This window comes from Bifidobacterium sp. 2450 (assembly GCF_041900695.1).
Taxonomy (GTDB): Bacteria; Actinomycetota; Actinomycetes; order Actinomycetales; family Bifidobacteriaceae; genus Bifidobacterium; species Bifidobacterium longum.
In genome coordinates this window covers 84,764-99,391 of sequence record NZ_JBHEEA010000008.1, presented here as the reverse complement: position 1 = coordinate 99,391, position 14,628 = coordinate 84,764, and the positions used below count along the sequence as shown (strand labels likewise).

The following is a 14,628-nucleotide window of genomic DNA, read 5'->3' as shown; positions in this document are numbered from 1 at the left end:
CGGGGCATGTTGATGAAATCTCGCGACTCGCAGGTGACGAACAGTGAGATGTTAACGCCCCTCGTAACACGGTTATGGAACGATAGGCGACTATGGATAAACAGCAGGAGTTTGCGCTGCGCACGGTCGAAGAACGCGACGTGCGCTTTATTCGTCTGTGGTTCACGGACGTGTTGGGAACACTGAAGTCCGTGGCGATTGCTCCGGCCGAACTGGAAGCCGCGTTTGAGGAGGGTCTCGGCTTCGACGGTTCCGCCATCGAGGGCATGACCCGCGTGTCCGAAGACGATATGATCGTTCAACCCGATCCTTCGACGTTCCAGGTCCTGCCGTGGCGCGGCGGCCCGCAAGGTACCGCCCGCATGTTCTGCGACATTCTGACCCCGGACGGCGAGCCTTCGCTCGGCGATCCACGTCACGTGTTGAAGCGCACGCTCGCCAAAGCCAAGGACAAGGGCTTCACGTTCTACGTGCATCCGGAAATCGAGTTCTACCTGTTCGAAAGCCAGGACGACTGGTCCAAGGCCCCGACCCCGATCGACGAGGGCGGCTACTTCGACCACGTGCCGCGCAGCCCAGGCATGGACTTCCGCCGCGCCACCGTGAACATGCTCGAGCAAATGGGCATCTCGGTGGAATACTCGCACCATGAGGCGGGGCCAGGCCAGAACGAGATCGATCTGCGATACGCGGACGCGCTCACCATGGCCGACAACATCATGACATTCCGTACGGTGGTCAAGGAGATTTCCTTGGAGCGTGGCATTCACGCCAGCTTCATGCCCAAGCCCCTGGCCGACGCGCCCGGTTCCGGCATGCACACGCACCTGAGCCTGTTCGAAGGCGATTCCAACGCCTTCTACGAGGCCGGTCAGGAGTTCAACATGTCCCTGACCGCCCGCCAGTTCGCCGCCGGCATCCTGTACCATGCGGCCGAAATCTGCGCGGTCACCGACCAGTACGTCAACTCGTACAAGCGCCTGTGGGGCGGCAATGAGGCACCAAGCTACATCTGCTGGGGCCACAACAACCGTTCCGCGCTGCTGCGCATCCCGCAGTACAAGCCGGGCAAGGGCAACTCCGCGCGCATGGAGTTCCGTGCGCTCGACCCGGTGGCCAACCCATACCTTGCCTACTCGGTGCTGCTGGCCGCCGGTCTCGATGGCATCGATAAGCAGATGCAGCTGGGCGAACCCACCAGTGATGACGTGTGGGAGCTCACCGACGGCGAACGTCAGGCTATGGGCATTCAGCCGCTGCCGCGCTCGCTGGATGAGGCGCTGAAGATCATGGAGAAATCCGATTTCGTGGCCGACGTGCTCGGCGAACACGCCTTCGGCTACTTCCTGGACAACAAGCACCAGGAATGGGAGGAGTACAACCAGCAGGTCACGCCTTACGAGCTGAAGAAGTATCTGCCGAAGCTGTAATCGCAAGCGTTGCACATGTGCCGAACCCCGTCGATGATTGGTCATCGGCGGGGTTTTCTATGGCGTGTCGTGGTGGTGGGTGGCGGGCAGAGGTGGGAATAGTGTTATCGCTGAGTTGATACGAAAGAACGATTGACGTAACTGACGAATCAGCTTGTAGTACGAGCGAGAGCACTCAAGAAAGCACCCATGACGAACGCACCTGCGAACACCGCGCGCACCGACCGGTTCTTCAATCTACCGGTCACCATCCTGATCTTCGCCAGCTTCATGCTGGGCATGAGCGAATTCGTGGTAGTGGGCATCTTGCCGGACATCGCATCCGGACTTAAGGTCTCCGAAGTGACCGTGGGTAATCTGGTGGCCATCTTCGCATTCGTGTACGCGCCCTGCACGCCGCTCGGATCCGCATTATCCGCCCGATTCCCGCGCTTTCTCACCTATCTGACGTTGATGGGCGTGTTCCTCGTCGGCAATATCCTGTGCGCCTTCGCGCCGAACTATCCGATGCTGCTCATCCCCGACTGCTCATCGCCTCCGTGTCCGGCACGCTGGTGGCCATCTCCATGACCTTCGCGCCCGACGTGACCACCGACAAATACCGCACCAAGTTCATTGCCTGGGTATTCTCGGGTTTCTCCATCGCTTCCGTGGTCGGCGCACCGGCCGGCACTTGGGTGGCCGATACTTTCGGCTGGCGTGTCACCTTTGCCTTGGTCTCGGTGCTCACCGCCGTGCTGATGGCATCGATGGCAGTGTCTCTGCCACGTAATTCGCATCCGGCGAAGATCGGTTTCCTGAGGCAATTCCGCCTGTTCCTCGACCGCCGCATCCAGCTCGGTGTGGCGGATGTGGTCTTCGGCGCAGCCGCCTCCTACGTCTTCTACACGTATCTTTCGCCGATCATGCGCGACGAAATCGGTGTGCCCGAACGCTATATCAGCATCGGCTTGGTGATTTACGGCTGTGCCTGCCTGTGGAGCAACCTGTACGGCGGCAAGCTGGCCGACAAAGGTCATGGCGTGGAACCATTGACCCACATTCGACCGATCTACTGCGTGCAGGCCGTCTGCCTGTGTCTGCTGGCTTTCGCCTCGCTGGTGCCGGTCGGCGGCGCACTGCTGCTGGTGGTGCTCGGCATGCTCATGTACCTGCAGAACTCCGCCTCCCAAGTGCTGTACATGGATGTGGCCTACCAATCCCATCCCGGTTCGGTGAATCTGGCCGCCTCCCTGAATTCCATGTCGTTCAACATCGGCATCGCCATCGGTTCCGCGGTCGGCGGCGTGGTCAACGACCTCCTTGGCTTGACCTGGCTCGGCCCGACCGGCGCGATTTGCGCGCTGCTGGCGGTTGGCACCACGACCCTGCTGCGTCCATACGTCGAACGCTGACAGTGTTGGCTGAGCCCAATCGGACAAGACCGGTCAGCTGCCGTTATCAGCTTCGCGGCGAACCGAACCAGCTGGTGTAGATAAGCGCGAAGTTGCGGTTGCCATAACTGGAGCAGGAATCGCCGGTACCGTTGCCAGCGGCCAGTGCGGCGATGTTCGGCTGGTAAGGCGTATAGATGTAGAGCAGGGCGGTCGCCTTGTTTTCGATATACACTTGCGCGCCGCCGCATGCCGCGTTCGGATGATATTGGATGTAGTTGAGACTGTGCGCCATGTATCCGTACTGTTCCTCGTGCTCGAGATAGTAACGGTACCGCTTGGCCGCGCCATACACCTGCCGAAAGAATCCGGCATAGGTGGGATCGCAGTCGGCGGTATCCGGACAGTTCAGCCCCATCGCCGCCATGAGCTGGTAGTTGCTGGGATTGACAGCGGTGACCAGATGCTGCTCCTTCTGCATCACGGTGAGCAGCACTTTCTGACTCACCTTGCAGGCGCGGGCCGACTGGCCGATGATTGCCGCCGCCGACTCGTCTTTGCTGCCCGTATAGTCCGTGCACAGGCCTTCGCCTGACTCGTTCGATGTGTCGAAGGTCATCGCGGCCAGCGAGCCGTCTTGTGCATCCAAAAACGATTGGACTTCAGCCTGACTCATCGCCGAACCATTGAAGAACTGACCATCCGAAATAATATTGCCCGGATTGAAATCGTATGTTCGCGTCAGTTCCAGCTGTGCCGCCTCGGCTGCGCGAACCTGTGCCCGCCAGTTCGTGAAACGAACCAGCCCGGCCACCAGCGCTACGACAACGACCACCGCCACCGTGGGAATCAGCACCATCTTGATACGGGTCGGCCAGTTCGCCTTACGCCAGGAACGCTTCAGAGCATTGATCGGACCGTGCCTACGATTGCGTTTCCTTTTCCGATTGCCGAGGCGTCCGCGCACTTGCCCACGCTGTGATGATGGCTTGCGCGTGCGCTGGCGTGTGGCCTGACGACTTGTTCGCCGTTCGGTCACGCCAGCGCTTTCTTGATACGGTTGAGCGAAGCCGGCCCCTTGGTGCCAAGCTCCTGCGCCCATAGGGACACGTAGAACTCTTCAAGCATCCAACGGGCCTGTTCGGCCTGCTTCATCAATGCCTCATGCTTCGGGCCGGCCGGCTCCGCCTTGGCACGGGCCAACGCCTTATCGACCACCTGACGGGCCTCGTCGGCCTGCCAGGCCCACTTGACGTCACGGTTCTTATCGGTTTTCGCCTTATTGAGTCGGCTCAGATCGGCTCTCAAATATCGGCTCAACGACTTCAGCGCATCCGGGGGAGTGCGCCCGATGAATCCGGGGTAGATGAGCGTGGCGATATGGTCGCGAATCGACTGCAACACCGAAAGCATTGGCAGATCAGCCTTGCCGCCAGTGGCCTTGTCGACTTCGGCATAAGCCTTGAGCACGGCGATCACGTCATGCGCCACCTGATAGACGGTGTCCTCGTACACTTCGCGCACGTCGAGCACCGCATTAGCCAACGCCTCATCGTCCGAGAGCCTGTCGACATTCGGCATCAGCCGTTTGATCGTGGCCAGCTGCAGGTCTTCGACCAGATCCTTGGTGGACTTGTACGGAGCAGAAGCCAGCATCAACGCCTCGGTACCCAGCCAGCGCGACGAAATGCGTTCGGCCGGCAACCGCAGCGCATCCAATGCGCCACGCCAGAGCATCGTGGCCCGGGACTCGGTGGTGGCACCCGCCTTATGCAACAGGTTCGCCTGACTGACCAGCTTGCCCTGTTCTCCAGCCTGATCGGCCTGCTTCTTGACCATTTGACGGGCCGACGCCTCCGCCTGCGCGGCGAACTTGCGTTGCAGCGCCTTCAGATCCTTGGACACACCCAGCACCTTGATGGGGCCGCGCGCATGCCGACGTCCACGAGGATGCTTGCCGGCCGGCAGTTGCTGCTCCACCGAGAACGTGACCCTGAGATACGGGGAAAGACGCTCGACCAGTTCCGGCCCCAACACTTCGGGATGAATCTGAGCACCCTTGGTGGCGATGGCCGCCTTGGTGAACACATGTGCCAGATCGGGCCAGCCAACGGTCGTGCCATCCTCATCCACCGGCGGCAGATTCGGCTTCTGCTGCGAGCCCGAGCCCGGCAGATCCGGGTAATGCTCGTCGATCCAGTCACGAATCGCACGCGCGGCATCCGGGGCCGGCACGAACTGGACGCGCAGCTGCTTGGGCAGCGCCTTGATCATCGACAGGATCAGCTCATCCAACAGGCCCGGCACATTCCATGTGAACTGGTCGGGCGTGATACGCGAGAGCGCCTTTAACGGCACATGCACGGTGACGCCGTCGGCCGGGTCGGCCGGATCGTACACGTAGCTCAAACGCAGGTCGATGGGTTGGCCGTCCGATCCGGTCGTATGCCAATGGTCGGGGTAATCGTCCAGACTCACCGAATCGCTGGATGCCAGACGCTCCACCTTGGCCGGGTCGAAATCAAGCAGATTCGGCTGACGGTCATGCTCGGACTTCCACCATTTCGCCAGATCGGCCACGCTGGTCACATCGTTGGGAATGACCGCGTTGTAGAAGTCGAACAGATCCTCGTCGGACACGGTATCCGCCAGCTGGCGGGTGCGGCTCGCATCATCGGCGGCATCCTCGAGAATGTCGCGGTTTTTGCCCACAAAGTCGTCGTAACTGAAACGCTGCTGAATATCGCCCTCGACCAGACCCTGGCGAATCAGGAAGTCGCGCGCCTCAAGTGGATTGATGCGTCCCCACTGCACGGCACGGTCCTGTACGATCGGCAGACCATACAGCAGCACGCGCGCGGTGGCCACAGCCGAGCCACGCGAACCCGACCAGTGCGGCTCCGCATACGTGGTGCGGGTCAATTGGCCGGCCAACGGTTCGGCCCACGCGGGGTCGATGGCCGCCGAATAGCGGGCCCACAGGCGAGAGGTTTCCACCAGTTCGGTGCTCATCACCCATGACGGGGTCTTCTTGGCCACGGCGGAAGCGGGGAACAGGGCGAAACGGGTGCCGCGTGCGCCCTGATAATCGTTCTTCGACTGCTTCTGGGCGCGTTTCATCGCACGGACGCGCGCCGAACCGGTCAGCCCCGCGAAATCGGAGGCCTTGGGCTCGCGCACCACCTGCATGCCCATCATCGACAGCAATCCGGCGAGCATCGACTTGTGGATGCCGTCCGCATCCCACGCGCAGCACAGCGAATGCGCGGCCTGCTGGTTCAACGGCAGCTGGCGGATCTCCAAGCCTGGGCGGGAGGTGGGCAGCGGGTCGCCGACCTTGAACTTCAGCTCCTTGCACATCTGGCGTAGCTGGGAGACGAGATCTTTCCACTGGCGCATCCTCAGCCAGCTGAAATACTCGGTTTTGCAGATACGGCGCAGCGCGTTGTTGCTCGGATCGCCGTCTGCTTGGAACACGCGATCCCAGATATTCAGGGCCGTCAGGAAGTCGGAGGTCTCATCCGCATACCGGTTGTGGATACGGTCGGCATCCTCACGCTTGTCGTCCGGGCGTTCACGTGGGTCCTGCAAGCTCAGGAACGCCACGACCACGAGCACCTGGGCCAGAAGATTCGGCGAACCGGTTTTCGCGGCCTCGATAACCATACGTCCCAGACGCACGTCGATGGGGATGCGCGCCAGCTGACGGCCGGTATGGGTGAGCGTCACCTCGCCGCGCTTGCGGCCGATGGCCTTGAGCTCGGTGAGCTCATTGAAACCGTCCGACACGGCCTTCATATCCGGCGGATCGATGAACCCGAAGTTCGTGACGTCCTCGGCCGTGCGGGCCACGCCCACCGACAGCATGTGAAGCACCACGGCGCCCAGCGAGGTACGCAGGATTTCCGGCTCGGTGAAGCGCGGTCGGGTCTCGTAATCCTCACGCGAATACAGGCGGATCGCGATGCCGTCGGCCACACGGCCGCATCGGCCGGACCTCTGGTCGGCACTGGCCTGGCTGATCGGTTCGATCGGCAGACGCTGGACCTTTGCGGTCTTCGAATACCGGGAGATACGGGCGGAACCGGGGTCCACTACATACCGGATACCGGGCACGGTCAGCGAGGTCTCAGCCACATTGGTGGCGATGACGATGCGCTGATGCAAATGCGATTCGAACACCTTGTGCTGGTCGGCGGCGGACAATCGCGCAAACAGCGGCATGATCTCGATGGCATCCGGCCGGCGCATGTCGTCGGCGCGCGGGCCGTAATGATGCCGCAGCGCGGCCTCGAACTCGTGGATGTCGCGCTCGCCGGAGGCGAAGACCAGAATATCGCGGGGGCCGCGCTCGTGGGAGGAGTGAATCACCAGCTCGGCGCAGGCTCGAGCCACGGCGGTAGGCATATCGGTGATGCCGTCATCGGCATAGGAGACGCCGGATCGGCCGCGGGGCCGGTCGGAATCGGATTCCGCGATGGCGCTGGCCAGCTCGTCGTAATCGGCGTCGCCGGGGCGGGCGCCCACCGCGAATCCCGGCACTTCGCGCATTAACGCGGGCGCGGTGCCAAGCGGCTCGTAGACCACCTGCACGGGGAAGGTGCGGCCGGAAACCTCGATTACCGGCACCTTCTCATGCAAGGCGTGCTCGAAATGCTCCTGGAACTTGACCGAATCGATGGTCGCGGAGGTAATGATGAGCTTCAGATCGCGGCGCTGAGGCAGCAGTGCCGTCAGATAGCCGAGCAGAAAGTCGATGTTAAGACTGCGCTCATGCGCCTCGTCGATGATGATCGTATCGTATTGGGTGAGTTTCGGATCGCGCTGGATCTGGGCGAGCAGAATACCGTCGGTCACGACCCTCAATCGTGTGCTGGGCGAGCTTTCGTCGGTGAAACGCACCTGATAACCGACCTCGTCACCGAGCTTCACGCCCATCTCCGAGGCGATACGTTCGGCCACCGTGCGTGCGGCGATACGGCGAGGCTGGGTGTGCACGATCTGCTTGCCGTGCGTGCCACGGCCAAGCTCAAGCAGGATTTTCGGCAGCTGTGTGGTTTTGCCCGAACCGGTCTGGCCGGACACAATAACGACTTGGGAACGTTTGACCGCGCTGGCTATCTCATCACGCGCGGCAGATACGGGAAGTTCTGCAGGATACTCATATTTCATGACGAACTTCAATGATACGGAAGCCCTTGGAGCTCGCGTATTTGCTCGCAGTGAACCCCTCGCCGAGCGCATCGTCCAGCCAGGGGATCAGCGAATCGGAACCGAGATTCTTCTGCACTACGAGATAGGCGGCACCGCCCACCTCGAGCTTCGGCAGCCAAGCCATAAGCAATGTATGCAGCGCTTCCTTGCCGACTCGGATCGGTGGGTTCGACCAAATCACATCAAACGTGAGGTCGCCCGGCACCGTCTCGCAGAACGCCGGCTGGTTCTCGGCAGGCAGGGGAGTGCTGGACTCGTCCACCTGAGCCGTATGAATGTTCGTGCGGCCGTTCGCCTGTGCGTTGGCATGGGTCAGGTCCAGCGCGCGCTCGTTGACATCCACCGCCCACACGTTCGCTTCGGGCGACTCAAACGCCAATGTCAGGGCGATAGGGCCCCAGCCGCAGCCCAAATCCAGAAAATCGCCGGTAAGCGGCGGCTCGGGCGCATGCTTCAGCAATACCGACGTACCGAGGTCCACACGTGAGCCGGAGAACACGCCGTTCGACACCTGAGCGGTCGCCTCATGGCCGCGCAACGTTACGTTCAATGTGCGGCGCACATCCTTCGATGCGGGTTCCGCAGAGAAATACTGTTCTGCCATGGTCGCTCCATTTCTGCGGGATTCGCCGCTCTCGTATGCCGACCTGTATCAGCCGGCCTATGCCGGTACGTGCCGATCTATGCCAGCATGTCACCTCATGTGATGATAATAAAGGACCATAGAAGAATCGTGAACCATTCCAACCAAACGAGGCGCACTTGACCGACAACACCCAGTACACCGACATCGACCGCGGCAACAACGACGTTACCCCTGAAGGTGTGCTGGCCGGGCAGTCCGAAGTGCTGCTCGACGACAGCCAGCGCGCGACCGGCTGGCATGAGGACGCCAACCAGGAATGGGAGGAGCGCGAGGCCCGCAACGAGCTCAAGCATGTCGCCGGTCTCGGCGAGCTGCAGGACGTCACCGAAGTCGAATACCGCAAGGTGCGTCTGGAACGTGTGGTGCTCGTCGGCGTCTGGTCGTCCGCCGTCACCACGCAAGCCAAGGCCGAGGAATCATTGAGAGAGTTGGCGGCGCTCGCCGAAACCGCCGGTGCGGTGGTATGCGATGGTTTGCTGCAGCATCGCTCCAAGCCGGATGCAGCCACGTACGTTGGTTCCGGCAAAGCCAAGGAGATTGCCGACATCGTGGCGCGTGAGGAAGCCGATACGATTATCGTGGACGACGACCTGCCGCCGTCACAGCGCCGTGCATTGGAGGACGCCGCCAAAGTCAAGGTGGTGGATCGCACCGCGGTGATTCTGGACATCTTCGCCCAGCACGCCACCTCGCGTGGAGGTAAGGCGCAGGTGGAGTTGGCGCAGCTCGAATACATGCTGCCCCGACTGCGTGGTTGGGGTGGTTCGCTGTCCCGTCAGGCCGGCGGTCGCGCGGCCGGCGCGGATGCTGGCATCGGATCGCGAGGCCCGGGCGAGACCAAAATCGAAATGGACCGTCGTGTAATTCGCACGCGTATCGCCAGACTGCGCCGTCAGATTCGTGAGATGGCCCCGGCACGTGAGGTCAAGCGCGGTTCACGCCGTCGCTTCGGCCTGCCCACAGTGGCCGTGGTCGGCTACACGAACGCCGGCAAATCCTCGTTGACCAACCGTCTGACCGGTTCGTCCGAACTGGTGGAAAACGCGCTGTTCGCCACATTGGACACGGCCGTGCGCCGCACCAAAACCCGCGACGGACGCGCCTACGCCTACGTGGACACGGTCGGCTTCGTGCGCCGCCTGCCCACCCAGCTGGTCGAGGCGTTCAAATCCACCCTGGAAGAGGTGGCTGAGGCCGACGTGATCCTGCACGTGGTCGATGGCTCCCACCCTGACCCGTTCTCTCAGGTTGACGCGGTCAATGACGTGTTGGCGGACATCGAAGGCACGGCCTCGATTCCGCGTATTCTCGTATTCAACAAGGCCGATCAGGCGGACGAGTCGACTCGTGAACGACTCGCTGCACTGCAGCCAGATGCGTTCATCGTCTCCGCCTATACCGGTGAGGGATTGTACGAGCTGCGTACCGCGGTCGAAAGTCTGCTGCCGGTCCCTCATGTGCATGTCAACGCTCTGCTGCCGTATACCGCTGGCTCCCTGATCTCTCGTGTACGCGAATACGGCAAGGTAGACAAGGTGGAGTACCGCGATGATGGCATACAGCTTGAAGCGGACGTCGACGCCCATCTTGCCGCTCAGGTGGTCGAACAGTCCATTGACTAGCGTGATAAACGTCACAGTATATTTGTGAGCGCTAACAACCGTTGAAAACATTACCATACAGTTATCAAACAGGGTGGTGTGCTGGTAGCAAAACGTCTTAGCGGGTTTATAGAGTGAAGACGTTAGTTACAAGGCCTGCCATTCATCAGCAGACCGCCTTTGAAGAGAGGTTCATCCATCATGGCGGAAACTACCGTTAAGCCCACGAAGCTTGCTGTTATTGGTGCCGGTGCCGTTGGCTCCACCCTCGCCTTCGCCGCTGCCCAGCGTGGCATCGCTCGCGAGATCGTGCTTGAAGACATCGCCAAGGAGCGCGTGGAAGCCGAAGTGCTCGACATGCAGCATGGCTCCAGCTTCTACCCGACCGTGTCCATCGACGGTTCCGACGATCCCGAGATCTGCCGCGACGCCGACATGGTCGTCATCACCGCTGGTCCGCGTCAGAAGCCGGGTCAGTCTCGTCTTGAGCTCGTTGGCGCTACCGTCAACATCCTCAAGGCCATCATGCCGAACCTGGTCAAGGTGGCTCCGAACGCCATCTACATGCTCATCACCAACCCGGTCGACATCGCTACCCACGTGGCTCAGAAGCTCACCGGTCTGCCTGATAACCAGATCTTCGGTTCCGGCACCAACCTGGACTCCGCTCGTCTGCGCTTCCTGATTGCCCAGCAGACCGGCGTCAACGTCAAGAACGTGCATGCCTACATCGCCGGCGAGCACGGCGACTCCGAAGTCCCGCTGTGGGAGTCCGCCACCATCGGTGGCGTCCCCATGTGCGACTGGACCCCGCTGCCCGGCCACGATCCGCTCGACGCCGCCAAGCGCGAGGAGATCCACCAGGAAGTTAAGAACGCCGCTTACAAGATCATCAACGGTAAGGGTGCCACCAACTACGCCATCGGCATGTCCGGCGTCGACATCATCGAAGCCGTCCTGCACGACACCAACCGCATCCTGCCCGTGAGCTCCATGCTCAAGGACTTCCACGGCATCTCCGACATCTGCATGTCCGTGCCGACCCTCCTCAACCGTCAGGGCGTCAACAACACCATCAACACCCCGGTCTCCGACAAGGAGCTCGCCGCTCTGAAGCGCTCTGCCGAGACGCTGAAGGAAACCGCCGCCCAGTTCGGCTTCTGATAAAAAATCGCTGTACGGAGCGCCCTTCGCACCGCACAAGGCTCGACCTACCTTTGTAGGCCTTCACCTTGTGTGGCACGAAAATCGCACACGTACAGCGTTTTTCATACCCTGCTGAATGCTCCCGTTGGGAGCATTTTTTATTCGCACGAATGATGTTCTGTGCGTGCGGCCTCTAGGCGCACCGAGGGGAGCAGCTGTGTTGCGACGGACTGGTTGTCGACCGAGGAGCAACGCGGAGGACGCTCCACAGAGCATCAATCGTGGAGTTCGTTGGAGGAGGGGGAGCTATAGCCCTCGGGCTCGAGCTGGAAGGTGGTGTGGGGGACCGAGACCGGGAAGTGCTCGCGCAGGCAATCCTGCAGTTGGGTGAGGATTGTGGCGGCATCTTCCATGCTGAGGTCTTTGTCGACTACCACGTGGGCCATCAGAATCGGCATACCGGTGGACACCGTGCTGGCGTGGAGGTCATGCACGGCAAGCACATGCGGCACGTCTTCCAGATGTTCGCGTACCTTATCGAGGTCAAGTCCATCCGGTGTTTCCTCCAGCAGCACCTTGACCGCGTTGTGCAGCAACTTGATGGCGCGCGGAATCATCATCAGTGCGATGACGGCACCGGCCACGGCGTCGAAGCCATTCCATCCGGTGGAGATCATTACCAGGGCAGAGGCCACCACGGCCACCGAGCCAAGTGCGTCATTCATCACCTCGAGGAACGCGGCCTTCATATTCATGTTGTCTTCGCGCTGCGAGGCAAGGATGAAAATCGAGATGATATTTGCGGCAAGACCCAGAATGCCCACGAACAGCAGCAAGCCGATATCGTCGATTTCCGCTTTGGAACCGCCGAACAGACGCATGCCGGCCTCCACCAACGCATAGATGCCAACGACGAGCAGCACCGCGGCACCTGCGGCAGCGGTGAGCACCTCAAGCCTGGCCCAGCCCCAAGTACGAGTGTTGTTGGGCTTGCGGCGCATCAGTATGGCGGTGATTGTGGATGCCACCAGCACGGACATGTCGGTGAGCATATGACCGGCATCCACCAGCAGGGCCAATGAGCCGGTTAAGGCAGCCGACACCACTTCGATGAGGAAGACCGAACCGGTTACGGTCAACGTGGCAATCAGCCTACGCTGGTGCGCGGCAGGGTTTACGGATGTGGATGGTGCGGGTGCATGGGTATGAGCCATATGTACTCCTTCGCTCTATCGAGTTGAAACCGCTTCTCAATACCATTTGCGATATGGTCTGAATACGACGAAACCCCGGCGCAAGGCCGGGGTTTCGTAAGCTGTGCGTGGCTATAGAACGACCAGCGCGATTCGGTGCATGCTGATCAGCTGGTGGCGAACAGGCTACAATTTGCGCAGCACGGTGACCACCTTGCCCATAATCGTGGCATGTGTGCCGTCGATGGGCGAGTATGCGGGGTTGTGCGGCATCAGCCAGACATGGCCGTTTTCCTTGCGGAAGGTCTTCACCGTGGCCTCGTCATCCAGCAGAGCGGCGACGATATCTCCGTTGACGGCGGAATTCTGTTCGCGCACCACCACATAGTCGCCATCGCAGATAGCGGCATCCACCATGGAATCGCCGTGGACTTCCAGCATGAACAGGGTGCCGGAGCCGGTCAGCCGTTCCGGCAGACGCATGACGTCGTCCACATGCTGCTCGGCGGTAATTGGCACACCGGCGGCAATACGGCCAACGAGCGGCACATCGTGTGATTCGGCAATGGCTTCGGCGGGGAATTGGTATATCTCCGCCACATTACTGGTGCTGGTTGCCTCTTCGCTGGCTTGGGAGGGCTTTTCGGCATTCGGGGCGGATCCTGCCACCACCTCGATGGCGCGACCCTTGTTCGCGTTCATGCGGATGAAACCCTTGTCTTCCAAAACTTGTAGCTGATGCTTGACCGAAGACGGACTTTTGAGCCCGGCGGCATTTCCGATTTCCCGGAAAGAGGGAGCGAAGCCTTGTTCGTCGATATGCGTGCGAATGGCGTCCAACACTTTGCGCTGGCGGTCGGTCAGGGTGGACTCGTCTGGCTTCTGCTTGGGGGAGAAGGGAATGGTGCTCACGTCAGGGCTCCTTTCGTTATGTCACCAGCATAACGTGTTGTTCGTGTGAAATCAAACATCTGTTCGAGTTTCGACTTGACCGCGTCGAACGTTTGTGCCATTATAAGAACAGTTGTTCGATAGAACATCTGTTCGAGAGAGGTGGTCGTGATGACTGGTTCAATGGTGATGGCCCCGGCCCGTAGCGCACGTGTAGCTATGCAGCATGCTGGAACGTCCTGCCGGAATGTGCGTGGGAAGATTATCGCAGTGATGGTCGCCTTGGCGCTGGCCTGGTGTGGTTTCGGCGCGCTTACCGCTCAGCGGGCCCAATCGGATACGGGAGCCACGCAGGTGACCAGTTATATCGTGCGGCCGGGGGATACGCTCTGGTCATATGCTTCGGCTATCACGCCTGCTGGTCATGATGTATCGGAAACGGTGGATGAGCTGATTGCGTTGAATAATCTTGAGTCCGGATCATTGCAGGCCGGGCAGCGCATTATTGTTCCGGTTGAGTAAATGAAACCCGAGCGGCATGGTTTTTCCGCCCGTACACGTTATTCTGGGGAGCATGCATTGTCCTTTTTGCCAGAACCCCGACACCAAAGTCATTGATACGCGCATTAGCGATGACGGTCATTCCATCCGTCGGCGTCGCGTATGCCCGAAATGCAACAAGCGTTTTACCACGGTGGAAACCAGTATGCTGCTGGTCACTAAACGTTCGGGTGGCGTGGAGCCATTCAGCAGAGACAAAGTGATTTCCGGCGTACGCAAAGCTTGTCAGGGGCGGCCGGTCAGAGAAGAGGATCTGAAGCTGCTGGGACAGAAAGTCGAAGAGGATCTTCGCTCCCGAGGCCTTGCCGAAGTCACCTCAGATGAAGTAGGCAAAGCCATCCTGAAACCGTTGCGTGACTTGGATGTGGTGGCGTACCTTCGATTCGCGAGTGTGTACCAGAACTTTGCAGGTCTGGAGGATTTCCAAAGCGCCATTGATGGTTTGCGTGAATAATATGCGAAAGCCATGCACCGTGATATGCGAGTGATTCGCAAACCATGGTGCGAGCCAATCATGAAGCCCAGCACTTACGAAAAAGACCCGTCATGACGACGGGTCTCTTTCATATCAAT

Annotated in this window: 10 protein-coding genes and 1 pseudogene; 6 read left to right on the top strand and 5 right to left on the bottom strand. The window is 60.5% G+C overall.

Translation table 11 applies throughout. The features are described 5' to 3' along the window. Window positions 1–92: 92 nt before the first annotated feature. Together glnA and ACEUKI_RS06345 are read left to right on the top strand one after the other, a co-directional pair. Complete coding sequence (gene glnA / locus ACEUKI_RS06350; protein WP_080784474.1) at window positions 93–1,430, top strand: type I glutamate--ammonia ligase; 1,338 nt, start codon at window positions 93–95, stop codon at window positions 1,428–1,430. 189 nt (window positions 1,431–1,619) lie between these two features. Then, window positions 1,620–2,824, top strand: a pseudogene (locus ACEUKI_RS06345) (MFS transporter). Window positions 2,825–2,870: 46 nt separating this feature from the next. Here the strand turns inward: ACEUKI_RS06345 and ACEUKI_RS06340 are convergent. Genes ACEUKI_RS06340 through ACEUKI_RS06330 form a run of 3 tightly spaced genes read right to left on the bottom strand, consistent with a single transcriptional unit; the run spans window position 2,871 to window position 8,621 of the window. Then, window positions 2,871–3,842 (bottom strand): hemagglutinin, encoded by a 972-nt coding sequence (locus ACEUKI_RS06340; RefSeq protein WP_115770058.1) that lies wholly within the window; start codon window positions 3,840–3,842, stop codon window positions 2,871–2,873. Next, a complete protein-coding gene (locus tag ACEUKI_RS06335; protein ID WP_115770059.1) occupies window positions 3,839–7,975 on the bottom strand; it encodes a DUF3418 domain-containing protein in 4,137 nt (1,378 codons plus the stop codon). Before ACEUKI_RS06335 ends, ACEUKI_RS06340 begins: the two co-directional genes overlap by 4 nt. After that, a complete protein-coding gene (locus tag ACEUKI_RS06330) occupies window positions 7,965–8,621 on the bottom strand; it encodes a class I SAM-dependent methyltransferase (RefSeq protein ID WP_080784484.1) in 657 nt (218 codons plus the stop codon). The genes ACEUKI_RS06335 and ACEUKI_RS06330 overlap by 11 nt, the downstream gene beginning before the upstream one ends. A gap of 158 nt (window positions 8,622–8,779) precedes the next feature. Between ACEUKI_RS06330 and hflX the strand changes: the two genes are divergently transcribed. Then, complete coding sequence (gene hflX, locus ACEUKI_RS06325; protein ID WP_374156619.1) at window positions 8,780–10,285, top strand: GTPase HflX; 1,506 nt, start codon at window positions 8,780–8,782, stop codon at window positions 10,283–10,285. 180 nt (window positions 10,286–10,465) lie between these two features. Then, window positions 10,466–11,428: an L-lactate dehydrogenase gene (locus tag ACEUKI_RS06320; RefSeq protein ID WP_080784488.1), complete on the top strand. Its 963-nt coding sequence runs from the start codon at window positions 10,466–10,468 to the stop codon at window positions 11,426–11,428. A 257-nt stretch (window positions 11,429–11,685) separates the two neighbouring features. Here ACEUKI_RS06320 and ACEUKI_RS06315 read toward each other — a convergent pair whose 3' ends face one another. Continuing rightward, window positions 11,686–12,624 (bottom strand): cation diffusion facilitator family transporter, encoded by a 939-nt coding sequence (locus ACEUKI_RS06315; RefSeq protein WP_144169426.1) that lies wholly within the window; start codon window positions 12,622–12,624, stop codon window positions 11,686–11,688. A 165-nt stretch (window positions 12,625–12,789) separates the two neighbouring features. Further along, complete coding sequence (lexA, locus tag ACEUKI_RS06310; protein WP_007052535.1) at window positions 12,790–13,515, bottom strand: transcriptional repressor LexA; 726 nt, start codon at window positions 13,513–13,515, stop codon at window positions 12,790–12,792. Window positions 13,516–13,665: 150 nt separating this feature from the next. Here lexA and ACEUKI_RS06305 point away from each other — a divergent pair, with 150 nt between their 5' ends. Further along, complete coding sequence (locus ACEUKI_RS06305) at window positions 13,666–14,016, top strand: LysM peptidoglycan-binding domain-containing protein (protein ID WP_080784494.1); 351 nt, start codon at window positions 13,666–13,668, stop codon at window positions 14,014–14,016. 16 nt (window positions 14,017–14,032) lie between these two features. Next, on the top strand, window positions 14,033–14,509 hold the full coding sequence (gene nrdR, locus ACEUKI_RS06300) for a transcriptional regulator NrdR (protein WP_012577219.1): 477 nt from the start codon (window positions 14,033–14,035) through the stop codon (window positions 14,507–14,509). Window positions 14,510–14,628: the final 119 nt, after the last annotated feature.